This is a genomic window from Rosistilla carotiformis (assembly GCF_007753095.1).
Classification (GTDB): Bacteria; Planctomycetota; Planctomycetia; order Pirellulales; family Pirellulaceae; genus Rosistilla; species Rosistilla carotiformis.
The window spans coordinates 1,939,636-1,964,616 of sequence record NZ_CP036348.1 but is presented as its reverse complement, the minus strand read 5'-3'; the positions used below and the strand labels follow the sequence as shown (position 1 = coordinate 1,964,616).

Annotated in this window: 17 protein-coding genes; 9 read left to right on the top strand and 8 right to left on the bottom strand. The window is 58.4% G+C overall.

Translation table 11 applies throughout. The features are described from left to right. Positions 1-33: 33 nt before the first annotated feature. Positions 34-1,809: a biosynthetic-type acetolactate synthase large subunit gene (gene ilvB / locus Poly24_RS07305; protein ID WP_145092620.1), complete on the bottom strand. Its 1,776-nt coding sequence runs from the start codon at positions 1,807-1,809 to the stop codon at positions 34-36. Positions 1,810-2,074: 265 nt separating this feature from the next. Between ilvB and Poly24_RS07300 the strand changes: the two genes are divergently transcribed. Continuing rightward, positions 2,075-2,455: a fluoride efflux transporter FluC gene (locus Poly24_RS07300; protein WP_231753505.1), complete on the top strand. Its 381-nt coding sequence runs from the start codon at positions 2,075-2,077 to the stop codon at positions 2,453-2,455. A gap of 61 nt (positions 2,456-2,516) precedes the next feature. Then, a complete protein-coding gene (locus Poly24_RS07295; RefSeq protein WP_145092614.1) occupies positions 2,517-5,459 on the top strand; it encodes a YCF48-related protein in 2,943 nt (980 codons plus the stop codon). Positions 5,460-5,545: 86 nt separating this feature from the next. Here Poly24_RS07295 and Poly24_RS07290 read toward each other — a convergent pair whose 3' ends face one another. Both Poly24_RS07290 and Poly24_RS07285 read right to left on the bottom strand, forming a co-directional pair. After that, positions 5,546-8,536 (bottom strand): secretin N-terminal domain-containing protein, encoded by a 2,991-nt coding sequence (locus Poly24_RS07290; RefSeq protein ID WP_145092611.1) that lies wholly within the window; start codon positions 8,534-8,536, stop codon positions 5,546-5,548. 124 nt (positions 8,537-8,660) lie between these two features. Beyond that, positions 8,661-9,737, bottom strand: coding sequence for a coiled-coil domain-containing protein (locus Poly24_RS07285; protein WP_145092608.1), 1,077 nt, complete (start codon positions 9,735-9,737; stop codon positions 8,661-8,663). A gap of 263 nt (positions 9,738-10,000) precedes the next feature. Between Poly24_RS07285 and Poly24_RS07280 the strand changes: the two genes are divergently transcribed. From Poly24_RS07280 to Poly24_RS07265, 4 genes are all read left to right on the top strand, one after another. After that, positions 10,001-10,849 (top strand): Spy/CpxP family protein refolding chaperone, encoded by an 849-nt coding sequence (locus Poly24_RS07280; protein WP_145092603.1) that lies wholly within the window; start codon positions 10,001-10,003, stop codon positions 10,847-10,849. 258 nt (positions 10,850-11,107) lie between these two features. Continuing rightward, positions 11,108-11,728, top strand: coding sequence for a ClpP family protease (locus Poly24_RS07275; protein ID WP_145092600.1), 621 nt, complete (start codon positions 11,108-11,110; stop codon positions 11,726-11,728). Between the two features lie 69 nt (positions 11,729-11,797). Beyond that, positions 11,798-12,391, top strand: a complete 594-nt coding sequence (gene clpP / locus Poly24_RS07270) for an ATP-dependent Clp endopeptidase proteolytic subunit ClpP (protein WP_145092596.1) — start codon at positions 11,798-11,800, stop codon at positions 12,389-12,391. Positions 12,392-12,501: 110 nt separating this feature from the next. Next, entirely contained in the window at positions 12,502-13,089 is a 588-nt protein-coding gene (locus Poly24_RS07265; protein WP_145092593.1) for a cytochrome c oxidase subunit 3, read from the top strand. Positions 13,090-13,141: 52 nt separating this feature from the next. Here Poly24_RS07265 and Poly24_RS07260 read toward each other — a convergent pair whose 3' ends face one another. From Poly24_RS07260 to Poly24_RS07250, 3 genes are all read right to left on the bottom strand, one after another. Next, a complete protein-coding gene (locus Poly24_RS07260) occupies positions 13,142-14,269 on the bottom strand; it encodes a patatin-like phospholipase family protein (protein ID WP_145092591.1) in 1,128 nt (375 codons plus the stop codon). A gap of 189 nt (positions 14,270-14,458) precedes the next feature. After that, positions 14,459-15,277: a hypothetical protein gene (locus Poly24_RS07255; protein ID WP_145092589.1), complete on the bottom strand. Its 819-nt coding sequence runs from the start codon at positions 15,275-15,277 to the stop codon at positions 14,459-14,461. Between the two features lie 159 nt (positions 15,278-15,436). Next, positions 15,437-16,291 (bottom strand): hypothetical protein, encoded by an 855-nt coding sequence (locus Poly24_RS07250; protein WP_145092585.1) that lies wholly within the window; start codon positions 16,289-16,291, stop codon positions 15,437-15,439. 308 nt (positions 16,292-16,599) lie between these two features. On the opposite strand from Poly24_RS07250, the gene Poly24_RS07245 reads away from it, so the two are divergent. Continuing rightward, the gene (locus tag Poly24_RS07245) at positions 16,600-17,097 is read left to right on the top strand and encodes a hypothetical protein (RefSeq protein ID WP_145092582.1); all 498 of its coding nucleotides are present in this window, start codon (positions 16,600-16,602) and stop codon (positions 17,095-17,097) included. A gap of 94 nt (positions 17,098-17,191) precedes the next feature. Here Poly24_RS07245 and Poly24_RS27825 read toward each other — a convergent pair whose 3' ends face one another. Further along, entirely contained in the window at positions 17,192-17,377 is a 186-nt protein-coding gene (locus Poly24_RS27825; protein WP_145092579.1) for a GxxExxY protein, read from the bottom strand. A gap of 339 nt (positions 17,378-17,716) precedes the next feature. Continuing rightward, positions 17,717-18,013 (bottom strand): hypothetical protein, encoded by a 297-nt coding sequence (locus tag Poly24_RS07235; RefSeq protein WP_145092575.1) that lies wholly within the window; start codon positions 18,011-18,013, stop codon positions 17,717-17,719. Positions 18,014-18,524: 511 nt separating this feature from the next. Between Poly24_RS07235 and Poly24_RS07230 the strand changes: the two genes are divergently transcribed. Together Poly24_RS07230 and Poly24_RS07225 are read left to right on the top strand one after the other, a co-directional pair. After that, on the top strand, positions 18,525-20,057 hold the full coding sequence (locus Poly24_RS07230) for a sulfatase (RefSeq protein WP_145092572.1): 1,533 nt from the start codon (positions 18,525-18,527) through the stop codon (positions 20,055-20,057). A 44-nt stretch (positions 20,058-20,101) separates the two neighbouring features. Next, the gene (locus Poly24_RS07225) at positions 20,102-24,913 is read left to right on the top strand and encodes a tetratricopeptide repeat protein (RefSeq protein WP_145092569.1); all 4,812 of its coding nucleotides are present in this window, start codon (positions 20,102-20,104) and stop codon (positions 24,911-24,913) included. Positions 24,914-24,981 lie beyond the last annotated feature (68 nt).

Genomic DNA, 24,981 nt, shown 5'->3' with positions numbered 1-24,981 from the left:
ATGCCTACGCCCGCGGTACTGAATCGCCTGGGCTTATTCCAGGATCATGTCGTCGACGGTGTGCTGCGTCGGGATCATCGGCAACACGTGCTCTTGGTAAGGAACTTCGACATCCAACAGATAAGGACCGTCGTAGTTGATCATTTCCAAGAGGGCTCCTTCGAGGTCGCACTTCTTGCTGACCGTGGCCGCACCGCAGCCGTATCCCTTGGCGATCCCGACGAAATCGGGATAACGCTTCTGAGCGTAGGCGAAGCGATCGACGTTGCTCTTACCGCGAGCTTCTTCGTGATCGATCGGGCCCAAGTAGGTGTGGGCGCGGTTGCGTTCGTTGAAGCGATCCTCCCACTGAACCACCATTCCCAGGTGCTGATTGTTCAGCAACAGGACCTTCACGGGCAGCTTTTCGCAGAAACAGGTCGCCAGTTCCTGGATGTTCATCTGGAAACTGCCGTCGCCATCGATGTCGATCACTAACGCGTCGGGGTTTGCCGCTTGAACTCCCATCGCCGCAGGCAGACCAAAGCCCATCGTTCCCAATCCGCTGCTGCAAGCCCAAGTTCGCGGCTTGTTGAACTGGAAGAACTGAGCCGCCCACATCTGGTGCTGCCCAACGCCCACCGAGACATAGGTGTCGCGGTCTTTGGTCAGGTTCGACAGCGTGCGGATGGCATGCTGTTGCAGAATGCCGTCAAACGATTCGTCGTATTTGAACGGATACTTGGCTTTCAGGGCCTTACAGTCGGCGACCCATTGGCTGATGTCGGTGGGTGCTTCGACGATCTTCAGCAGTTCGTTCAGCGTATCGGCAACGTCCGCGTTGACGGGGATGTGAACCGGTTTGTTCTTGTTCAATTCCGAAGCGTCGATGTCGACGTGAATGATCTTGGCGTGCTTGGCGAATTCGGCCAGTTTGCCGGTCACGCGATCGTCGAAACGAACGCCCAACGCGATCAACAGATCGCAATCGCGAACGGCATAGTTGGCGTAAGCCGATCCGTGCATGCCCAACATGTCCATCGACAGTTCGTCCTGGTTCGGGAACGAACTGAGTCCCATCACGGTCATCGTGGTTGGGATCCCGGTTTTGCGAACCAGTTCGCGCAACTGAGGGCTAGCACCTGCAGCGATGATGCCGCCACCGGCGTAGATCATCGGTCGCTTCGCCATTTTGATCGCCGCAGCGATTTGGCGAACCTTTTCGGGAGCAACCTTTGGCGCTTCGGCAAAATAGCCGGGCAGATTCATTTCCACCTCGTCGGGAACGCTGATCGATGCCATCTGAACATCTTTAGGCATATCGACCAAAACGGGGCCCGGACGGCCGGTCGTCGCGATATGGAACGCCTCTTTCATCACGCGAGGCAGATCTTCCAGGTCGGTGACCAAATAATGATGCTTGGTGATCCCGCGGCAGACTTCGACGATCGGGGTCTCTTGGAAAGCGTCGGTGCCGATCACGCCGGTCGGAACCTGGCCGGTAATTGCAACCATCGGAATGCTGTCGAGTTTTGCATCGGCTAGCGCGGTGACCAAGTTGGTCGCTCCGGGGCCGCTGGTCGCCATCACAACTCCGACGCGGCCGGTGCTGCGGGCGTAACCTTGAGCGGCAAAACCGCCCCCCTGCTCGTGGCGCGGCAGGATTGTGCGAACTTCGGTCCCGAATTTCGTCAGCGATTGATGCATCGGCATGCTGCACCCGCCGGGATAGGCGAACAGGACGTCGACACCATGATCCACCAGCGATTTGACTAGGATATCCGCACCTGTCATCAGCTGTGATTCGGATTTGGTGCTAGCTGTACTCATCTAAAACGTCTCGCTCATTTGGGGGTGTAGTGGTCTGTTCGAACGAACTGGCATTTACACGAAGTCATCAAAACATCGAATCTATGCGACGCGCGGGCATAACGCCTGCTCGGTCAGTTTACACAATGATTCTTGATTTGGAGAGGGCTAATGCCGGTCAATCTCAGCAGGCATTTGACTCGTGCCGACGCGATTCCCTATGCGCCGGTGACTCCGAATGGTCCGAAAGATGGAACGGACAAGCATTCGCCGCGAAGGGTTCGCCATGTTCGCTGACGTTCTTGCCGTCGCCGCCGGCGGCGCCATCGGTTCCTCCTTGCGATTCCTGGTCACACTGGCCGCCACAACCGCCTTAGGACTTGGTGCCGCCGGAACGATCGCCGTTAACGTGCTTGGATGCCTGTTGATCGGCGGCCTGGCCGAAGCGACGATCCTGGGGACCAGCATGCCCGATCGCCTGCAATTGGCGATTCGCGTGGGGCTTTTGGGTGGCCTGACCACTTTTTCCACTTTCGGGTACGAAGCGGTTGTGTTCGCCGAAAAGGACGGCTTGGGTCCCGCCACCGCCTATGTGACCGCGAACCTCGTGCTGGGGATCGGAGCGGTTTGCCTGGGGATATTTGGCATCCGAGCGCTCTACACCTGAGCCATCGCCGGCTCACGATCAAGTTCACTCCAACCACTCGTCAACGATTCGAACACGTTCCATGATTGCAAACGCATCGATTCAACAGACCGCTGTGATTTCGGATCTATCGCTCACGCCACAGCATGCGCAACCGGGCGCCTTGGCCGCTTGGCACGCCCAGCGGCCAAGGCGATTCCGGCGATCGGTCGTTCCAATTTTGGCACTGCTGGTGGCCGTTTTTGCACAACGGCAGCCTCCACACCTGCAGGCGGCCGAGCCTCCAGCGACTGAGAAACGGGAGAGCTTGCGCGACGATGCGTCCTTGCGGAGCATCTGTTTTGTCGATGCCAATCAGGGCTGGGCTGTGGGAGACCGTGGAGTCATCTGGCATACGCCCGACGGAGGCCTTCATTGGTTGGCGCAGGACAGTGGGGTCGGATGCCGGTTGGACTGCGTGCAATTTATCGATCCGCAACAGGGTTGGGCTGCGGGCGGTTGGTACGAGGCCGATACACAGATCAGCCGTGGCGTGTTGTTGCAAACCCAGGACGGCGGCAAAACGTGGAAGCATCTGGAAAACGAACTGCCTCGTATTCGGCAACTGCAATTCACCTCGCGACGGACGGCGATTGCCGCAGGCGACTGGTCGCCGGTCCACTTGGGATCGGTCTTCATCAGCTACGATGCAGGCCGTTCGTGGCAGTCGATTCCGCGATCCGAATCTCAAGCGATCCGGTCGCTCGGCATGGCTGGCGGCGCGATGTTGACGCTCGATCGATCGGGGATTTTATTTCGCAGCGAGCGCCCCGAAGCGCCAGCCGATCCGGTTTTCTCCGATCGCCGAATGCAATGCATCACGGCGACGCCAACCGAACAGTGGCTAGCAGGTCGCGACGGCGCTGTCGCATTTAGCCGCGATGCGGGGCTCAGCTGGCGACCACTGAATCGACAAGCGACAACGGTCGACATCAGCCGCTACGACTTGCGTTGCCTGGCCAGTGGCGGCAGCCAGGTCTGGATGGCAGGCGTTCCCGGCGACAAGATCTTTCGCAAGACAGCTCAAAACGAAATCGTTGCCGTCGGCAGCGGGATCACCGCGCCGATCCACAACCTGCACTTCCTGGACGATCAAAAGGGATGGGCCGCGTGCGGGATGGGAACGATCTTGCACACCGCCGACGGAGGACAGACTTGGCAGACGCAGCGTGGCGGAGCGCGTCGCGCGGCGGCGTTGTTTGTCAGCCGCGAGGCCCGCGAACTGGCTTGGTCGATGATCGTCTCCAACTCGTTGGAGCAAGGCTATCGTTCGATGGGAGTGATCCACGATCGGGGTGGCGAGCGGTTGAACGATCCGTTGGAACATTCGGCTGACGAATTGGCAATGCAGGGGTTCAGCGATGTCGGCGGGTGCGAGGTGCTGGCGATCCGCGAAGATGCCGACCCGCGAGCGTATGCAACCGCTATCGATCAAAGCCTGCAAACAGCGCAGCCCGCAGTGGTCGTGTTGAGCGATGACCTGACCGCCGAACAGCGGACTGCGTGGCTGCGAATTGCCACGGCCACGCCGACCGTCGAGCGCGTCTTTCACGTCCATCGTGGCGAACGAGGCGACGTGGTCGTGCATCCGTCGGCGATCCTGCCCGCGGCGGGAGCCGTTGTTGGCGAAGAGTGGGCCGATGTGCTGTCGGTCATTTCCCCAGGCAAAACCGACGTCGATGTGATGGTCGCCGATCGCTTGTTGGATCGCGAGGCGAGCGTCCAGTCGATCGAATCGTTGCTGCATCGATTGCCAATCGGCGCCGGAGGGCTTTCGCGTCGCCTGCCGCCGCATGGCAGCCGATCGCAATTGGCGGGGCTGCAACCGCGTACACGGCATGCCGAATGGATCCAACATTTGATCGATGCCTGCTCGATCGCCGACGATTCCAAAGGCCTATTTGCTTCGCGATTAAAACAATTGACGAAACAAATCCGGCCTTCGGATCGGCCGCGATTCATGCGTGGGCTGGTCCTGCAATGCCATCGGTACGGCGAACCGTCGCTCTATCGCGAGGCGCTTCGCGAGACAGCAGCGTTGGTTCCCGAGAGCCCCATCGGTCACTGGGCCGATCTGATGTTGGCGGCGATCGATGCCAGCGAGGAATGGACGCGGTTGCCCCAGGGACTCAGCCAAGCTGCAAGCTTCGCCAATCGCGGGCAACGCTCTTCCCCAGTGGCCTATGGATCTCCCTTCGAACAGTCCTCGCCGGTCGTGTTGGCTAGCAGCAGCGACGAGCAGAGCGGAAGGAAGATCCGCGAAACCGAAACTCCCGACCTGATCTGGCGTCAGCATCCGATCCGCCTGTTATCGCAAGCGGGCGTGCTGGGAGAAGCTGCAAGTCCGGCGCTGACCTCTGGCCTGGAACGGTTGTCGACCGCGGCAAGCGCGGGCCCTTGGCAGTCGCTAGCTCGAGAACAATTAGCCGCTCGGCAAGAGAACAAGCAATCCACTGGAGTGCGTGCGGCCTTCAGCACCAACCGCCCTGTCCTCGACGGTCGGCTCGACGAACCGTTTTGGGGACCTGTCGATCCCACGGTTCCCGCCACGCAGCTGCGCGTCGGCTACGATGCCGACTACATTTACATTGCGATTCCCGACGGCTTCCCCGGCAGCGAAAGAACCGAACCGGCATCGCTGCGGCAGCGTGATGCGGATCTCAACGACGTGCAACGGTTGAGTTTGCAGATCGATGTCGACCGCGATCTGTTGACCGCTTACCAATTCGAGATTGATCGCAGCGGCCGCTGTCGCGATACCTGCAACGGATTTGCGCAGTGGCAACCGATGTGGTTTGTCAAAACGACCGATCACGACGGACAATGGAATGCCGAACTGGCGATCCGGCGAAAAGATCTCAGCAGCCTGCCGGTGGCTCCCGGAGATGTCTGGTTTGTGCGGCTAAAAACCTTACAGCCGAACGAAGTCGCCGATTCGCCGATCTCGTGCTCCCCCACCGGATGGCAGGCGTTGGCGTTTGAGTAACGGCATCGCGGCGACGCTCGCCTGGGGCTTACGCCACGAGGCTTTAGGCGCCGGGCACGCCACGGCGATACCGAATTCCCCAACAACTAAGAATCGTCGTTGGATTGTTGCGTGGCGTTTTGCTGAGGCTGCGGTTGCTTCTTGTTCGGCTTCTCCTTGGCCTGTTTGCCTGGCGCATTTGCTTCGGGTTTCTTGTTTCCAGGCCAGGGACGCAGCAGGTCGGTTATCATCTGCATCGACTTGGCATCCATCGGAACGCTTAACGATTGAACAACCACGGTTGTGTCGGGTTTCGCGTTTTGGTCCATGTATTGGATGATCTCTTCGATCGCAGGCAACCATTCCTCTTGCGCCGAGACGATGATCGTGTTGGAAAGCGCATCGACACCAACCGACAGCGCCCCTTCGAACGACGCTTTGACCTTCGTCGGTTTACTGTCCTTGTCGTCATCGCCGCCGCCAAAGATTCGGAAGGTCCGCGACGAACCCGAACTCTGTTTCTCCTTGTCGGCGCCCCCGGAAAACTCTTTGTCTTTGGAGGACAACAGGTCGCGGAAGACATCTTTGACCGTCGCCGCGACGACGTTGGCGTCGGAGTATTCGAGCTTAAAAACTTTTAGGCGACGGGCGCTGATCGATTCTTCCGACGGGGCGCGGTCGTAGATCTCGATCAACTCCGCAATCGTCTCCATCTGCTGCGGCGTGGCATCGCGGACGAGGATCGAATTGGTGTCGATGTCGTAGATAAACCGCACGGGACGACGACTGGCCAGACCGTTGTTCTTCGACTCATCCTTGAAGTCCATGCCCATCCAGGCACGCATCCAATTGTCGCTGCTGTCGCTCGATTTTTCGTCCTCGAAGTACTCGTCCAAGTTCAATTTAACGAGCGACGCCAAGGCGTATTGCAGATAGAAAACACGGTGTTTCTTGGGAGGCGGGGCGAGTCGCTGCATCAACTCTTCCAACGCGTCGAGCGCCTGGGTGTCTTGCGAGCTCAAGATCAAGCGGCCATCGTTGGCGATCGAGATCGTGATCGGCGGCAACGTTTCGTTCCCCGTATTCTTCGCATCGTCAGCGGCCGTTTTCTCGTTACCAGCGGGCGATTGCGCCGCGTTTCCCGTCGATCCTTGCGAAACTTGCGGCCGCATGAAAACAGCGGTCTGCACTCGCGGTCGCTTTGGCACCGCGGTCGTCCTGGCGTCGTCTTGTTCCGCGGAATCCGTAGGCTGATCTTCGTCGGATGGCGACGATTCGGACTCCTCTTCCACGGCGGGCAAATCTCCTTCGACGCGGATCGGATTAGCGGTGGCAGGCCACAATTGCTGCAGCTGGCGAATCAAATCGGCTGTCGATTTCGCTCCCCGAGAATCCTGCACCCGAATCGTATTGGGATTGCCGCTGTCGCCGGGCAACTCGCCCAGCTTGACCAACAAGTTATTGACGGCTTCGAGTTCGGCTTTGTTCGCGAACAGCAGCAGGCGATTGTTTTCGATATCGGCTTCAACACGGAAATCCGAATCGGGCTTATCGTCATCGTCCCCACCACCACCGTAGCGCCGGTAGTAATAGTTGTTGCGATTGGAGTCGTCTTCCTCTTTCTTACCGATCAACAGATTATGGATCGTGACGGCCGCTTGATCGGCGGGCAGTCGCTTCAACCAAATGACTTCGATCTCGCGTCCCGAACCATCCAGTTTGTCGATGATCGCGCTGATCTTTTCGTGATCTCGAACCGTTGCGCTGGCGAAGATCACCTTCGCATCGGCGTCCATCTGCAGCATGGTTCGCGGGTCGAGGTCGCCGATCTCTTTGAGTGCGGTCACGACCGATTCAGGCTTGAGGCTGACCAAGGCGTACCGCCGCATCTCGACAAGGCCATCGGTTTCCCCCGGTTCGCCAGTGACCAGGCTGCCACCAGCCGATCCACTGGGAACATCCAGTTGCTCGATCGTACGTTCGATTTTCACCAGCACGTCGGGAGGAGCGTTGACGAGAACGCTGTTGACCCGTTTGTTCACCGTCACAAACACCTCCGGGGCGCTGTCGCCTCGCAGGAACTTTGTCACGTCTTTCCCCTTTTGCTGCATCTGCATAAACAACTGCAACCGCTGCTGTTCGACTTGCAATTCGTTGGGGCTGCGTCGCGACGAGGGGTCCAAGCCCAGCAGGATCATGACTTGATCGGCGACATAATCGGCGCGGACGTATCGGATATGAAATTCGCGTGGCACCTGATGCGAATCGGCGGCGGCGTGTTCGGCGTTGATCAATCGACTGACGTCGCGGAGGTTGGCGACCGCATCGATCACCAACAGTCGGTTCGACGACACCAGCGGTTGCACCTTGCCGTTGGGACTCAGCAGCGATTTGACATCCGCCGCTAGCGCTTCGGCTTTCAGTTTGGTCGGTAGCGGGAACGTGATCTTGGCGAAATCGTAGGGTGACAGGTCCATCAATTCCGCTTCGTCTTCGACCCGCGGCAACATGCTGGGGTCGAGTTTGTCGATCTTCACGATCGACAGCACCTGCCCGCGCAGCAGCATCGTATAACCGCGATCCAGCAGCAACCGATTGACCAGATCGCGCGCCTCGGTGATCGTATAGCTGCGGTAGGTAATCAAGTTCAGATACCCGCCGGGCATCTGTTGCCAATCGAGGCTGTAGCCGCCGACATCGCTGAGCCATTGCAAGAAGTCGGGCCAAGGCTGGTTCCGGAACCGGAAACGGATCCGCCCGTCGGGATCGGGACGCAGTTCGAATTCCTTCGCATCGGGCGGCTCCGGCGGTTCACCCGGTCGCATCACCACCTCGGGCGGGTTTGCCTCGTCTCCCTTCTTGTCGTCCCCTTCGGACTTTTTGTCGTTGTCCTTTTCTTTGTCTCCCGGCTTGGAGTCCTTCGATGGTTCCGGCCCCGCCTTGGGATCGCCTTGCGGTTTCGAAACCGCAGCCGGTTGACCGCGATTGGCTTGTGTGGCAGGGGCAAATTGGGAGAAGGCAGGTGCCGTCCAGGTCAGACACAACAAAACGATCGTGAAGACACTCGCGAATTGCCTTTCGGAGGTCAGAGATTTCATAAGATTCGGTCCGTGGGATTTTCGGCTGCGGTTGGAGGGAGGCTTCGTCGAGTGAAGAGGGAACCGCCAAGCCGCTGGAAAAGAGGATGTTTCAGCGGCGGAGACTTATCTAACAAAAGCGATTTTATTTCTCGTCACGCTTCTTCTTGGGTTTGCGTTTCTTTTGCGTTGCACGCGCCGACTTCAATTCGTCTTTCGTTTCCGCCAGTTCATGTTCCAACGCCTTTTGCCTCTTCTGCATGTCGCCTGCTTTTTCCATGACCTGATCGAGCTGTTCGCGCAGCATATCCCGCTGCGTTTCCAGTTCCTTCGACCGCAGTTCGCGCATCTGGGCTTGCTGTTCCGCTGCCTCGACCTGCTTCGCCATCGCTTGCAATCGTTGACTGAATTCCTGTTGCGCCTTCGCGGCCTGCGTTTGCGTCGCTTGGGCTTGTTTCAAGTGAACTTTGGCCCGTTCGGCATGTTTGGCCAATTCATCGGACTTACTGACCAATGCGGCCTTGATCTCGTTCATCTGTACAGCAAACGCCTTTTTTGCCGCCTCATGATCTTCCGCTGCCGCTGCGATCTTCTTTTTCATCGCCAACTCGCGAGCATCCATCTCTTTCCGCGTCGAGCCCAGGCCGACCGAGATCTCGTCGACCAGAACCTTCAGTCGCGTGTCGGCCGCTGCGATTTCTTCCGCGTGCGTTTTCCGCATCTCCGCGAGCTTTGCTTCGAGCTGTTGCACGAGGGGAGCGCTCGCGGAGTTTTTCGCGGCACGCTGTTCCGACAATTGCAATTGTTTCGAAAGACGATCGATCTTTTGGTTCGCTTCGTTCAGATCTTGCTGGAATTTTGCGTACTCTTCCCGCAGCGCCGCCTCGCGATCACGCGGCGCGGGCAGCTTGGGGGCGTCCGAATCGGGTGTCACGGTACCGTCGCTGTTTCGCGGCGCCTTGATTTCCAGCACCGATTGGCCCAATGTCGTCGAGGTTTCGCCAGCATCCGCAGCTCGGGCGGCGGCTTTCTCGCAATCGACCGTGCACGGGGGCGACGGCAGGCGTTTGGTGGCATCGGCTTTGACAGGCTTGGGAGGGATCACGGGGCCGACCGAGATAACCCGTTCGCCCTGCGCAAGGGCCTGTGATTGCGCCTGGGCGGTACAGGCAGCCAGTGGCACGAGAAGAAGCGTAGCCAGGGCGCGATAGATCGTAGTCACAGCAGGACTCCCCAGGAGCGGATTCGCGGAAATCGAACGAGTTGGTGGAAAGGAATCGCCCATTTTGAGTTGGTTCGCCGCCCAACGCAAATGAAAACTGGCGTCTGGGACGCCGTTGGGACGAAAGCCAGATTTTTCAAAACTGTGGGAATCGTGCGAAACCCGGCACGACGGGCGTGGTTAAAAGCCTTCGTAAAAACAAACTTTTCAGCTGAGCCGCTTGGCGTCCAGCGTGACCCTTCGTGTGATTGGAGTTCTAGCCCATGTTCGTTCCCTCTCGAAATTCGCTGTTTCTATGCGCAGCCATCGCGCTTGTCGCGACCCCTGTTTTGGCACAACCCGGTGGTGGACGGGGCGGACGTGGTGGCGGCCCCGGTGGCGGAGGAATCGGCAATAGCAAGTACTTGCCGGTCGCGGCCGCTTTGCGTTCCGAAGAAGTTCGCGAAGAGATCGGTTTGGAGGCCGAGCAAGTCGAAGCGTTGAAAAAGATGAACGATCGTGAGAACGGTCGGCGCGGTGGCGAGCGTCCCGATTTCCGCAACATGTCCGAAGAGGAGCGGGGCGAATTCATGGCCAAAATGCAAAAGGAACGCGAAGCCCAGATGGAAGAATCCAACGCGATGGTGGAACAGATCTTGCTGCCGCCGCAACTGGATCGTCTGCGTGAAATCGCCATTCAAATGACAGGGGTCAACGCGCTGTTCACCGATTACGTCACGACCGAATTGAAGATCACCGACGCTCAGAAAAGCAAGCTGACCGAAGCTCAAACCGCTTCGCAAGCGAAGATGCGTGAAAAGATGCAGGAGATGTTTGCCGGTCGCGGTCGCGGTGGCGACGACCAAGCCGGAGAGCGTCCCGATCGCGAAGCGATGCGAGCTCAATTTGAAGAGGTGCGAAAGAGCGTCGAAACCGATCTGTTGGCGGTATTGTCCAGCGAACAGCAAGCCGAATTCGAAAAGCTCAAAGGCGTCAAGTTCGACCTTCCCGAACGCGCATTCGGAGGACGTGGCGGTGAAGCGGGCGGTCGCGGCGACCGTGGAGGACGTGGCGGTGAAGGCGGGGGGCAACGGCGCGGCGGCCGACAACGTCCTGAATCGTCGAACGAATAATTCGATCGTTGGGGGCGTCTGCCCACGACCAGAATTCGCAAGATCCTTGTTTCAGCCCCGCTGAGACAAGGATCTTTTTTGTTGCTGTGCCAACCGGCGAGTAACGGCAGAGTCGCGTGGTCGGTAAATGCAGGCATTTCGAAACAGCAAAGAATCTAATGCGTTTGTGGTGTCGGTGCCGATACCCCACCTTGCCACCGACTGTGAATTAGCAATCATAAAGCAGACGAATTACTGTCCCACTTGCGAAGGCGCCCCATGAATCAAGAGATCTGGAATTCCCATTCCTACCAAAGCGTGCAACGCCAACGTCAGCTGACGCTTGGGGATTTGTTACTGGAAAACCGTATCGTCTTTTTGCAAGGCGAAATTCATACCGGCAACGCAAATGAAGTGGTCATGAAACTGCTTTATCTGCAAAGCGAAAACCGCCGCAAAGATGTTCACTTCTACATCAATTCGCCAGGCGGCGACGTGATCGCAACGCTCGCGATCTACGACACGATGCAGATGCTGTCATGCCCGATTGCAACCTACTGCGTTGGCCAAGCAGCCAGCGGCGGGGCTGTCTTGTTGGTCGGTGGAACCAAGGGGAAGCGTTACGCTTTGCCTCATTCGCGCGTGATGATGCACCAACCCGCCGGTGGCGTGGGTGGTCAGATCAGCGACATCGAAATCCATGCCAACGAGATCTTGCGTTATCGCGATGTGCTCAACGGCATCCTGGCTGAACACACCGGGCAGACCGTGGAAAAGATCGCTCACGATACCGACCGCGATTTCTTCTTGACCGCTCAAGCCGCCAAGGAATACGGAATCGTCGACGACATTTTGACCAAGCCGCCGATGGGTGCCGAAGACGAAGTTGCCAAGGGCTAGCCGTCACGAGTCAGCCGAGTCAGATTTCATTCACCACGCATTCATCCCCGATTCCACAGGTTGCCCACGATGCCACTGATCCCTTACGTCGTCGAGAAGAGCGGTCGCGAAGAGCGAGTCTACGATATCTACAGTCGCTTGCTGAAAGACAGGATCATTTTCCTCGGCTCACAAGTGAACGACGAGATTGCCAATTCGTTGGTCGCGCAGATGCTGTTCCTGCAGTCGGACGATCCCAAGGCGGACATCCATCTGTACATCAATTCGCCCGGCGGCAGCGTTAGCGCTGGCCTGGCGATTTACGACACGATGCAATTCGTCTCCTGCGACGTGGCAACCTACTGCATCGGCCAAGCGGCTTCGATGGGTGCAGTGTTGTTGACCGCCGGTGCCAAGGGAAAACGATTCGCGCTGCCCAACGCACGGATCATGATCCACCAACCGTTGGCCGGAATGCAGGGAACCGCCGAAGAGATCCGAATTCACGCTGAAGAGTTCCGCCGCATCAAGCGGAAGCTGAACGAGATCTTGATCCACCACTGCGGCAAATCGATGGAAGAGATCGAAAAGGACACCGACCGCGACCGATTTATGTCGGCCGATGAAGGGGTCGAATACGGCTTGATCGACAAGGTTGTTGCTTCGGTTGCCGACAAGGTTTAATCTGCGGCCAGCGATACTTTCAACTCGGGTTCCCACAACTGCTTCGACTCGCCGGTGCGCGGCGAGTCGCCAACGTGGTTTTCGGAAACCTTCCTAGAGCTCCGATTCCCATGGCTGCTTCGACGGCGTTGCCCGCAGACAAACGTGCCCAGCAGGGCGGCCTGCTGTTTCTGGCATCCCTGCTGGTCTTTTTTATTGCCGGAATCGTGACGTTTGTCTTGTACGCCAGCTGGCGTGAGACGGCGTTCATCCAGGCCGAGAAGCTGCCGCTGTCGTTTGCCTGGAGCACGTTGTGCTTAGTCTTCGTCAGTGGCTTGCTGCACTGGGCCGTCGCCAGCGTGCGACGCGAGCACTGCCGTCAAGCACTGCTTCTGTTGATTGCGGCGCTCGCCGGATCAGTTGCTTTCTTAGCGATTCAGGGTCTGGCGATGTGGCATGTCGCAGGCGGGTATGCCACCGCGGGGCTCGAAGCGGGCCTGGCCGGCATGATGTTGGTGCTGGCGCTGCTGCACGCGCTGCATGTGATCGGCGGAGTCGCGGCACTGGTGATCGTGACCATCCGATTGTCGCGCGGGCTGTATGATCACGAGCGGCACTGGGGGATCTCGTTCACCGCCCTCTACTGGCACTTCTTAGATCTGGTTTGGATCGTGATGCTGTTCGCGTTCTGGTACACCAGCGGCGGATTTGCCTCGTAATGCATCCGCCCTGCGGAATGCATGTCCTTGCCAGCTGCTCGATTCTGGAAGCTTAGGCGGCGTTGAAGAGCACCCGATTGCGTGGGACATTGCGGAGCGATTCTTTTCCGTAGGTCGACAACATGGCATCGGCGACTTCGAAGCCATGGCGGAACAGCAAACTGAACTCGCCGTGCGTGAGTTGCCGCAGGGTGGTCTCGATTTGCCCGACCCGCCGCACTTCGTCATCGGTCAACGCCGGCTTGCCTTGGACGGGGCTGCGGGCAAACACATTTTTGGTGGCAAGTCCCAGTCGCAAATAGGCTCCCGATCCGGGATGTTGTTTGAAGTGCTCCATCAACATCCTTGCCCGCAGGCTGCGCACTTGGTCGGTCGCAACATCGACCAATCGCAGCGAGGCCTTCAGAAAACCGGGCCGCCACCTCGACTGGCGGGCGTCGCAAGATAACGGTCGCGAAGCGTCGCAGACGATCAAGTAGTCGGTCCCCTCACGAAGCCCTTCGCCGGGTTTAAACAGTGGCTCGACGCCCAAGTTGTCGTAGACGCCGCCATCCCAAAGATGCAGATGCTTGTACTTGGGTGGGATCCCTTGCCAGTCGTCGTCGCGGAACTCTGACCACGCGTATTTTTTGGATCGAATCAACAAAGGGCCGACCAACCCTGGTACCGCGGCCGAAGCTGCCAGTGCGTGTGACAAGCGGAACTCGGGATCGACGACATACTTCGTCCGGTAATCGCCCATCAAATCGCGCTGGAAACGCCAGTTTTTTCCGGTTTGATAACAGGTCGCGTTGATGATCCATCGGGGTGCGATCGGTAAATCGGCCAGAGACCCTTTCAGCCCCCAAGTGCTTTCAAGCACGTCCCCCAGAACCGAAGCGCGGCCCGACGCCAAACGCCACGGAAACATCAACGACTGCGCCACAAACGTCCGCTGCAGATTTCGCATTGTCAAAAGTGACAGACAGCGTGGCACCACGTCGTGCAGGTATTGTTCGCTGCTTGGCCAACAATTGCCCGCGGTGGCGAAGACCAGCCCTGCGGCCAAACTGCCCCCGGAAACGGAGGACACGATTTTCACGTTCCCCAATAAATCCTGCCGCGCAAGACGAGCCAACACCCCCAAGTGAAACACCGTCGCCCGGACACCTCCCCCCGAAAATGCAAGTGCGATTTTCATGAACCAATTGCCATGCTGAGCTGAATGGTGGCGCTACGAGGGCTGCCGAGTGCGGTTGAAATCAATACGATACGTTGGTGCGACGATCGTAAAGTTGGACCGATCCATAAGTCCAGATCAATGCCGCCGTCGAGGCCGCCTGTGCGACGAGAAGGCCGACGCGTGTCGGTGGTTTTGCCGTCGATGTGGCTACAGTTCAAAATACTCTTCGACAGCTTCCCGCAACGTCGAAGGGTGCGAGGGAAGCCCGGTCCAGTCTTGGAATCCGTTGGCAAATCGCTGGACCAAAACATCGACCGCCGAAACGCTGGCGGCTTGACCGACGCTCGGCAGACGCGTTGCGGGGTCGAGAGACAGTTCGACACAGCAGCCCACGTTATGACAAGCTTCAATTTCCAGTTGCTCGATCGGACAAGGAGTTCCGTCGTCGGAATCGGCGCGGATCAAAACGGCGCTGGTTACCAGGGGCTCGGATTCGGCTTCCGCAACGCTTTCTTCAGCGTCGCTGGCCGGCGCCCCCGCTGCAACGGTCGGCTGCAATACCGCGGAGGAGACCAACGTGCACGGTTGCGAATGCGCGGTGAAATAGGCGGCGATACCACGCGCTTGAGGTCCGGTTCCCAAAATCCAAACTTGGTTGAGATCGGGGACCGCCTCGCATGTCAACTGATAGACGGCGCGGCCGAGTTGATTGCTGCCAACCCAGGTTCCCCGCAGCGGTTGTAAAAAGTCGATCCACAGATCGGCAGCACTGCCAGTGGTGAACTGTTCGGCGTGGCCGGATGCTTGTGTTTCGAACGGAGACGCAATCGCGACCCCAGCGAGCCCCAACGCCTTGACGCCACGGACCGCTTCATCAAAGGAATCGGGTTGAACGTTAAAGGATACGAATTTCCAATCCAGGCCCGCTTCCTGAAGCGACCTCTCGAAAGCGAATTGCATCGCATTCCCGGCGACCGGGTAACCGATCACGCACAATGTCGGCTGAATGGCGGGGTGCAATACCATCGCGTCACCGTCCCTTAAAATCAAAATAAAAACCCGGTCGCGGCAATCGTTACCGATGGCCAGCGACCGGGCGATCTTTGCCTTCACACAAAGTTTGTTCTCGGCGGCGGATCGACTTGCCAAACCGCAAGTCGCCGTGCCACCGACGTTCGATCCGGACTAACGCCGGACTTGGCTCACGCGGGTTGCCTGCGACCCACGCACCAAATGTGCTGGGGTTCTGCGAGCATTCGCCTGTGAAGGCTTCGGCTTGGGCAGCGTCTCTGCAGGAGGTTCGACGGCGTGGGGAACATTTTGCTGAGGCAGAATTTGCGGATGCAAACTCGGTCCCTGTTCGTGAATGATTTCGCCGTTGGAGTAACCACCGTGCGAATAGCCGACTTCGACGCTATGGCCTTGGCATCCACAACCGCCACTGGAACCGTAACTGCCGCACGAACCGGCCGAGCATCCGCAGCCGCCTCCGCCACAACTGGTGCCCATGTATCGGAAGCCCCAGATCGAGGCCAATCCGCGTCCACAGGCGGGACCGACAGGCCCACAGCTTCCGCCGTCGCATCCGCCACCGCAACCGCATCCACCGCCACCGACATAGTCGCCGCAGCTATTGCAAGGATCACAGCAAGCCGGTGGACAGCTGGCCCATTCGTCGACATACAAGGTGCCACAGCCGGAATTGCAACCGCCGCAGCCGAAGATGCACGAACCGATCGAGCGGAACAGACCGCAGACAACCGCACAAGGGTTGATGCAGCACGGATCGCATACCGGACCGCCGCAACCACAACCGGGGTCACCGCATCCGCCGTCAAATCCGCAGGCAGGTTCGTAACCGCCATTGAATCCGCAAGTCGGCTCACAGCCGCCGCTGCCACAGCTATCGCAACCTGCGATTTCGCCGCAACCGCCGACATATCCTGGGCCGTACGCTCCATATCCTCCAGGGCCACAAATGCAGCCGGTGGACATGACAATCAGTGAAGCTAGCATCATGCTAGCGATCAAGAATCGCATTGTTTTCGATTCCTATTTGGGTGTGAAGGCTATCTCGTATTAGCATTTGGGAGACACGCTTCCGTTGTGTCGCGAATGCCAACGTCTCTTGACTCAACCTTCGTTATCGTCACCCCTAATCGGGAAACTTGATCAAATCCGCAAAATCGGAACAATCGTCAAAGTCGCCCTGTTTTGCCTGACTGGAAACAGGGTGCCGCGAATCGGAATTTCCAAGGGCCCAATCCTCGCTCGCCCCGCGATGTCCTATCATGCACCCTGTGCGGGGATCCCGCGTTCGCTCGCTCCATTCAATCCGGGAGACGCTGATGGCTCGGGAACCTCAAGACCGCGAAGATTTGCTAGCTGAAGCATCAGGGCTGCCCGTGCGCGGCGCGTTGCGTTTGCCGGACGATTGGGAGGTGGTTGTGGGGTTCCGCGACGATGGATCGGCCAGTTGGTTCTTTGCCGCCGACCCCGTGTTTCAATTCGATCCTCAGTTTCAATTGCGTCGGGCTTATTGTGATGGGATCCGATACGCCGTCGCAGGCGGACAGATCGTCCGTCTCGAACAATTGGCTTCGACCGGACGCATTCACTTGACGAAACATCCGCTTGATCGCCAGCAGTCCGACCAACTCCTGGATCGCTGGAAACAGAACATTCACCAAGTGCGGACCGCCTTCGAAAACAAAACGCACCGCTGGGAAGGGGCCTCGGTTCCAATCGATGCGTTCGAACACAAGGTGATGCAATGGATCTCCGACGTGCCGTCTCCACCTCCGATTGCGAAGGTCTCCCGCTTGCCACGCCGCCGATCGTCGTAGCGCCGGAAGATTGTTTACCGGGAACGGATCCGAACGCAATAAACGGTTGCGGCATGCAGATCCAAGCGAACAAATCGTTTCCACTCCAATTTGCTCAGTTGATCTGAGAACCAATTTGTTTGGTTGAGATCCGCATGTCGTTGCACATTGGCCCATGGTGCGCAGGTCGCATCGCTTTGGTCGCCTTCGATTCCGCGACGATTTCGCCAAAGACCAACAGGTCTGGTGGATACGATTGATAGGTTCCATGCGAACCAGAGCGTCGACGAGCGAAGACCATTCGTTTCCCAAGGCGGAACACGAATCAGCGCTGCGTCTCGCGAAAGGGGGCCCCGAAGGTTTCAACCCACGGACGACCAGTCAGGCGTGACACTTGCCCCGCAAGGAATGAGTGTCAATCCGCGACGCGTTTCGTTCGGAACGCTGAACTGCGTTGAATGCTTTTTATGGGATCCTCCGAACGCTCGATCGATGGCGGATCCGGCGAATGGTACTGCGCAGATTGGCACCAGTTCCGCTGTTCTTTTAAACGCGGGAACCTCGTCAGTGCAAAGCTGATACTAGCGGAGTTTCGCAACTCGGTGGCGGTTCAAATTGCTGAGGAAGGATTCTGTGTCGGTCAACCGAATTCGTGTCCGCAATCGCAGGCCTTTCGCCGGACGTGGGATTCCTTCCCACATTTGGGACACTTTTTCTGGGTCCACGTTGTCGCTTGGGGTTTCGCTTTGGGACTGCTACTGGCTTCGTTCGCTTTGCGTTTCCGTTCGGCTCGAAGCTTCTCGGTGCGTGCCGAATCTGCCTGCAAGACCGCGCACTGCGGATGAATTCCTCCATTGGAATAGGTCCGTTTGCCACAGATCGGACAGACCTTCCCCGATTCTTGAACTCTCCAAGGCGTCGGCTTCTTCTCGCTCATCGCGGCCTTCCTCCAGGCATGCACGCACCCCGGTCGGACATCCACAAGCCTTTCCTTGCTCGCGCAACTCGCAACCTAACTAAAGCACTTAATGGACAAATCCAGCTCGTACCCACAAAGGCAGCGGCCGGTGTTGTCGAAAACGCATGGGAGGAATACCGAAAAACACCCGGCTTCCGTTTAGTTCCTTCTGCGACGCTCGAAACAGTGCGTCGGCGGAAAAGCAACGTAAGAAGAAAGGAACTCCAAAGCAAAGAGCCCATGCGACATTGTTAACTAATGTACAGCAAAACCGGGCAAAAGTCCACGAAGAACTCGGCAGCCGCCGTGGTGGTGGCGTTTTGTACCCTGCATTTGGACCCTGAGGATGACCGCCGGAGAATTCCCCTGGCCAACTTGGAAGCGCACCGCCAGAACAACTATCATGGGGCGCAAGTCTCGGACGACGCGGCGTTCGCCCGCTGTTGGTCCCGCTGGCATCAGTCCTCATCCCCGACGGAGTTGCCCTTTTATGGCTCGCATTCAATTTCCATTCGCATTAACTCTCGCGACCTGTTTGATGTCAGCAGCGATCGCTGTTGGTGGTGACCGGCCCAACGTGTTGTTGATCTGTGTCGACGATTTGAAACCGACCATTGGATGCTACGGCGACCCCGTCGCGGTCACTCCCAACATCGACGCCCTGGCATCGCGAGGCGTTCGTTTTGACGCGGCCTACTGCAACCAAGCTGTCTGTTCGCCCAGCCGCAATTCGTTGATGACAGGACTGCGACCGCAGACGATTGGCGTCTACGATCTGGGAACCCACTTCCGCCACGCAGCGCCCGACGCCATCACGTTCAGCCAGTTCTTCAAACAGCACGGCTATCGAGCGGAGGGACTCGGCAAGATCTACCACACCGGCCACGGCAACCTCGACGACAAGGCTTCCTGGAGTGTCGCGTCTTGGCGTCCCAAGGCGGCTCAATACGTCCAACCGGAGAGCTTGCAGAACCACCGCCCCGATTCGAAGGGCAGAAACCGCGGGCCGGCCACCGAAGCGGCCGATGTCTCCGATGAGACCTACGCCGATGGCAAGATCGCCCGCGAAACAATCGCTCGTTTAACAGCGGCCAGCAAGCGGCAAGACCAACCGTTTTTCCTCGCCGTCGGATTTATTAAGCCCCACCTTCCGTTCGTCGCTCCGCAAAAATACTGGGACCTCTACCAACCCGATGCGTTGCCGATGCCCGAGGTCGTGTCGCCCCCCAAGGGAGCACCAAGTTACGCTCCAAGCAAAGGAGGCGAACTGCGAAGCTACAGCGACATGCATGACAAAAAGGTGATCGATCCGCAGACGACGCGGCACCTGATCCACGGCTACTACGCCGCCACCAGTTACGCCGATGCGCAGATCGGTCGCGTGATCGACAAAGCCCAACAACTCGGACTGCTCGACAACACGATCGTCGTGCTGTGGGGGGACCACGGCTGGCATCTGGGCGATCACGGAATGTGGTGTAAGCACTCCAATTACGAACAGGCGGCGCGGATCCCATTGATCGTTGCCGCACCGAAATCGCAACCGGGACTCGTCAGCAACGCGCTCGTTGAAACGGTCGACATCTACCCCACCGTCGCTCAACTGGCAGGCCTGCCTGAACCGCAAGGGATCGATGGAATCAGCTTTGCCAGCCTAATCAACGAACCGACCGACGCCACGCGCGATCACGTCACCCATGTCTATCCCCGCGGCAGTCGCTTGGGGCGGGCGATCCGCGATTCGCGTTATCGGTTGGTCCAGTGGAAAGCGCCGGGCGGAAAAGATGCAACGGCGGAGCTGGAGTTATACGACTACCAGACCGATCCATTGGAAACAAAAAACGTAGCGTCGGAGAATCCTGAGGTGGTTGCTCGGATGCTGGAACTACTGGCCAAGCAACCCGAAGTGAAACGCCAATGGAAAGCGAAAGGAAAGCCTGGCGCGAATTCCAACGCAAAAGGATCCCCGAAGGCAGCTGGCAAATCGAAGCCAGCCAATCCCAAAGCGAAAGCGGGAACCTAGCCAAACGATTTAGCGACGATTCAGCATTTCAAGGGTAGTAAACGATGTCCGCGGCAAGCCATAGAAACTTGTTGGTTGGTGCCATGGCGGTGCAATTACGGCTGATCGATGTCGGTGACGTCGCCGCCGCGATCGTCCGCTGGACGGAAGACAAGTCGCGTTCGTTAGAAGATTTGCTGCTTGCCGAGAATCGCATCGACGAGCAGACCAAGCAACTGCTGACCTCGCTTGTCGACAAACAGATCCAGCGGCACCACGGTTCGGTAGAAGATGCATTGGGAACGATCTGCCCGCCATCGGAACCCTCGCTGTCGACACTCTGCCAGTCGCTGCGACCGATCGAAGATGCCGACGTCACCGATTCACTGAACTCGATCTCCGATATCGCGACCGAGTCGATCGACCCGTGGGCAACAAATTTTCTTGACACGGTGCCAGATCCGGCCCCCGACGACTCGGCGGCGGCGAGTCACCGAACGCGATATCAAAAGCTGCGTGATCATGCCAAGGGAGGACTTGGCCAGGTCTATGTCGCCCGCGACGAAGAGCTGAATCGACAGGTTGCCTTAAAACAAATTCAGGCGAGGTTCTCCGGCGACCAGGGAGCTCGGCAGCGATTCATTCTCGAAGCCGAGATCACCGGCGGGCTGGAACATCCGGGCGTCGTCCCGGTTTATGGTCTGGGTGTGTACGAGGATGGGCAACCCTATTATGCGATGCGGTTTATCCGTGGGCAGAGCATGGAAGCGGCGATCGCATCGTTTCATCAGCGGTTCTCCAAAACGGGAGCGCCCGCGTGGCGCGATCCCGAGCGGACGTTGGAACTGCGGAAGCTGTTGAGTCGCGTTTTGGATGTCTGCCAAGCGATCGCGTACGCCCATTCTCGCGGCGTGTTGCACCGCGACATCAAACCCGACAACATCATGCTGGGAAAGTATGGTGAAACGTTGGTCGTCGATTGGGGCTTGGCGAAAGTCGCTGGATTAGACGATGTCGAAGCCGAGGCGGTCGATGAACCGCATCTGGCTCCCGCATCGGGAAGCGATTCGGCGCCAACACGCTTTGGCAGCGTGATCGGAACGCCGGGCTACATGAGTCCCGAACAGGCCAGTGGGCAGATCGACGCGATCGGTCCCGCAAGCGACGTCTACTCGTTGGGGGCTTCGCTGTACTGCTTGTTGGTCGGCAAGCCACCGTTTCAATCGCGCGACGCCGACGGCAATCCGCTAACGATCACTCAGTTGTTAGAAAAGGTTCGCAACGGTGAATTCACCGCGCCGCGTCAGATCGATCCTGCGATTCCCAAACCGCTGGCGGCGATCTGCGTTCGCGCGATGGCCAAGGATCCCGAAGATCGTTACGCCAATCCGCTGGAACTGGCCGATGAACTGGAGCGTTGGATGGCCGATGAACCGGTCACCGCGTACCGCGAATCGGGCCTGCAACGACTGCGCCGCTGGGTCAAACGCCACCAGACGCTTGCTGCCGCCAGCGCCGCGATCGTACTGGTTTCCGTGTTGGGATTGAGTTCGTTTTCGGTAGTGCTCGGCAAGAAGAACATCCAACTGGCCGAGCTGGCTGATTCGCTGAGCACCAAGAACCAGCAGCTCGATCAACGCGGCCAGGAGCTCCAGAAATCGAACGAAGAGCTGCGGATCGCCGAAGCGGAGGCGACTGAAAAGGCAGCGATCGCGACGGCGGTCACCGAGTTTTTAAACGACGACTTGTTGGCACAAGCATCGCCAGCCAAGAATCCCGATCCGCAACTGCAAGTCCGCACGCTCTTCGAACAAGCACTCCAGAGCATGCAGGATCGGTTCGCCGACCAACCGCTGGTCAAAGCCAAACTGTTGCACACGATTGGCATCGCGTCGGGCTATCTTGCTCAGTGGAGCGAAAGCGAGGTGGCGTTGACGGAAGCATTGCGTCTGCGGAAAGAATTCTTGGGGCCCCGAGATGTCGAGACGCTAGAGACCCAAGCGGCGTTGGGGGGAGTGGCTGGATCGAGCGGGAAATATGCCAAGGCTCACACCCTGCTGACATCGACTCTACAAACGCAGCTGAGCGAATTAGGGGAAGAGCATCCCGATGTTTTCGAGACGCAGGACAGCTTGGCGGGGTTGTACAGTTTGTTGGGGGAGTTTGACAAAGCCCATCAATTGAACGAACAGTCGATCGCGGGGTACACGAAATCAATCGGCCCCGATGCCGCCGAGACGCTGAACTGTTTGATCACAAAAGTCGGTCTACTTTCGGATGCGGGACGCTTCGCCGATGCATTGCAGCTATCGAGCGACGTGCACACTCGGGCGGCTGCCGCCTTGGGGCCGCTGCACTTCACAACCTACGACGCGCTGCTATCGCGGGCCCAGCAGTTGTATTCGCTCGGCCGCCACGATGAAGCCTCCAACGTCTACACGACTTTTATGGAAGAGTTAGTGGAAACGCAGGGCGAATCGCATCCCTATGTTGCCATCGTGCGAAACGATTTGGCGTTGATCGATTCGGATCATGGAGATCCGGTGCAGGGGCTGGCAACGCTGCGTGACCTTGCGCGCACGTCGATTGAGAAGCTGGGGCCAGCTCACCGAGAATCGATCATGTCGCAGTTCAATGTGGGGACGGCGCTCAATGCGTTGGGGCGATATGAGGAGTCGCTACCGGTCTTTGAAACGGTGCTGCAAGCGGCTAACGAGAGCCTGGGGCCGGTGAGTCCATCGGCTTTGCAGACTCGCCTTCTGCTGGCGGAAGTCCATTGGGAACTCGGCGATCACGATTCGGCGAAGCCATTGTTGGAGGAAGTGATCGCGCTTGCGAAGACTCCGATGCAAGCGGAAGCGAAAGTGGTGCTCGACTCAAAGACGTTGCTGGCAGCGATCTATGGGGCCGCGGAAAGGTACGACGAGGCGCGCGAACTATTGACGGCGGTTCGCGCAGGATACACCAAACTTGGGCTTGGGAAGACAGGTGTCATCGTCTACCCAACGGAGAACCTGATCGATGTCTTGGTCTACAGCGACCGGACCAAGGAATTGGACGAACTGTTGCAGCAGCTGGACGACGATTTTGGTGCCGATTCGGTGATCGCAAATCAATTGAGGCTACGGCTAGCGGAGAATTGGATCGAACGGGGAGAAATCGATCGAGCCGATGTTTCGATCCAACAAGTGACGCAGTGGTTGGCAGGCCGCGAACCGATGGAACGTTCCGATTTTGGGGTGGCTTATTATCTGGGTGGTTTGATGAGCATGCTAAAACGCAGCCAGCAAGCGATCGACGTCTATGAACGCTTGGTCGTCCGACAATCGGAAGTGTTGGGTGCTAATCACGTCGATCGTTTGTTGACACTGCATGATTTGGCTTTTGAATACAGCGAGTTCGGGCAGCACAAGGAGTCGGCGAAGCTGTATTCCGAAGTCGTTCGCCGCCGAACCGAGGTCTATGGTTTGGAGAGCGATCATACGTTGCAGTCGCTGTACAACTTATCGATGGAGCAGTTTGCGCTCGCCGATCATAAGGGGACGATCGAATCGATGAAGCTATTGGTCAAGGCGGCGGAAGCTCGCGGCGAACCGATCGTCAACCGAATGGAATTGCACACAGGGCTCGCCCACGCGTTGATGAAAACAAAGGACTACGCCGCCGCCGTGCCCCATTTCCAGGCCGGCGTCGAGGGGATGATCGAGACCTACGGCGAGGCGGACGATGACACGCTGCTGTTGATGCACCAATTGGCCTATTGCATGGACGCCGCCGCGCAGCCCGAGGAATCGATCGCGATGTATCGTCGCGTCGTCGACGGACGATCCGAGGTGCTGGGCGCAGCTCACGGTCACACGCTGATGTCGCTGGGGAACATGGCTCAGGTCCAAGCGACTGCCGAACTGGAACAGGGAGCCGAGGAATCGATCGCCGACATGCAGCGGCGGATCGAATCGCTGGACGTCGGCGATGTGGTCGCGATCGATGCGAACTATGCGATCGCCGAGACCTATCGGAAGATGAACCGATTGGATGATGCGATCACCTTTTACCGGAAGGTTGCCGACGGACGCCGGACGTCGCTGGGGGAAGAACACGAGCGGACGCTGTTGGCGATGCATCAGGTCGCCTACACCTGCAGCTTGGCAGGGCAATTCGACGACGCGATCGAGATTTACGCCAAGGTTGTCCCGGGGCGCAGCAAGTCGTTGGGGCGAGCGCATCCGCACACGATGTTGTCGCTGAACAACGCGGCCAAAATTGAAATGGGACGCGGCAAACGGGCCGAGGCCGCTGCGCTCTACGAGGATATTTTGAACCGGATCGTCGAGGGCAAAGGGCTTCGACATGTCGATACTTTGATGCCGCGGATGGAGCTAGCGAATTTGAAGTATCAGTTAAAGGAGTACGCGATGGCGACGGAGCTGTATTCGCTTTCGGTCGACGTGATGCGGAAGAGCTTGGCGACGACGCCCAACGATACGACGCGAGAAGGATTCGCCGGCGTGTTGGTGATGTTGGCTGATGCCGAAGCCCACGACGGCCAATTTCTCGCCGCGGGGAGGCACGCTCGCGAGGGACTGGAGATGTTGGAGGTCGTCGCGCCGGAGAACTGGTTGCGTTATCGCAGTCTGAGCGTGATCGGTGGATTGCAGGCTGCCGACGGACAGCATGCCGAAGCGCAAGCAGCGCTGCAGCAGGCCTACGAGGGCTTGGCTGCTAGCGAATTGCCTAGGGCCGGCATTCTGTTGAACCAAGTGCAAATCGAAACGGTCGACCGCTTGCTCGATTCTTATACGCAAACCAATAATGCGGAGCAGGTCGCCAAGTGGAAACAGGTTAAGGAGAGCTTAACCGAGCAGCCGCAGCCATGACCGCGCCGGGCGTGTCGAGGCCGCGCGGATTTGCTGTCAGAAACCAGCGGCGTCCGCAGTGCCTTTGG

What these genes read in the sequence shown, in the direction of transcription:
- Poly24_RS07245 (WP_145092582.1), top strand. Translation starts at nt 16,600, where the DNA reads ATGGCTCGGGAACCTCAAGACCGCGAAGATTTGCTAGCTGAAGCATCA.
- Poly24_RS07280 (WP_145092603.1), top strand. Translation starts at nt 10,001, where the DNA reads ATGTTCGTTCCCTCTCGAAATTCGCTGTTTCTATGCGCAGCCATCGCG.
- clpP (WP_145092596.1), top strand. Translation starts at nt 11,798, where the DNA reads ATGCCACTGATCCCTTACGTCGTCGAGAAGAGCGGTCGCGAAGAGCGA.
- Poly24_RS07275 (WP_145092600.1), top strand. Translation starts at nt 11,108, where the DNA reads ATGAATCAAGAGATCTGGAATTCCCATTCCTACCAAAGCGTGCAACGC.
- ilvB (WP_145092620.1), bottom strand. Translation starts at nt 1,809, where the DNA reads ATGAGTACAGCTAGCACCAAATCCGAATCACAGCTGATGACAGGTGCG.
- Poly24_RS07225 (WP_145092569.1), top strand. Translation starts at nt 20,102, where the DNA reads ATGTCCGCGGCAAGCCATAGAAACTTGTTGGTTGGTGCCATGGCGGTG.
- Poly24_RS07235 (WP_145092575.1), bottom strand. Translation starts at nt 18,013, where the DNA reads ATGAGCGAGAAGAAGCCGACGCCTTGGAGAGTTCAAGAATCGGGGAAG.
- Poly24_RS07290 (WP_145092611.1), bottom strand. Translation starts at nt 8,536, where the DNA reads ATGAAATCTCTGACCTCCGAAAGGCAATTCGCGAGTGTCTTCACGATC.
- Poly24_RS07300 (WP_231753505.1), top strand. Translation starts at nt 2,075, where the DNA reads ATGTTCGCTGACGTTCTTGCCGTCGCCGCCGGCGGCGCCATCGGTTCC.
- Poly24_RS07260 (WP_145092591.1), bottom strand. Translation starts at nt 14,269, where the DNA reads ATGAAAATCGCACTTGCATTTTCGGGGGGAGGTGTCCGGGCGACGGTG.
- Poly24_RS07250 (WP_145092585.1), bottom strand. Translation starts at nt 16,291, where the DNA reads ATGCGATTCTTGATCGCTAGCATGATGCTAGCTTCACTGATTGTCATG.
- Poly24_RS07265 (WP_145092593.1), top strand. Translation starts at nt 12,502, where the DNA reads ATGGCTGCTTCGACGGCGTTGCCCGCAGACAAACGTGCCCAGCAGGGC.
- Poly24_RS07255 (WP_145092589.1), bottom strand. Translation starts at nt 15,277, where the DNA reads ATGGTATTGCACCCCGCCATTCAGCCGACATTGTGCGTGATCGGTTAC.
- Poly24_RS07230 (WP_145092572.1), top strand. Translation starts at nt 18,525, where the DNA reads ATGGCTCGCATTCAATTTCCATTCGCATTAACTCTCGCGACCTGTTTG.
- Poly24_RS27825 (WP_145092579.1), bottom strand. Translation starts at nt 17,377, where the DNA reads ATGGTCTTCGCTCGTCGACGCTCTGGTTCGCATGGAACCTATCAATCG.
- Poly24_RS07295 (WP_145092614.1), top strand. Translation starts at nt 2,517, where the DNA reads ATGATTGCAAACGCATCGATTCAACAGACCGCTGTGATTTCGGATCTA.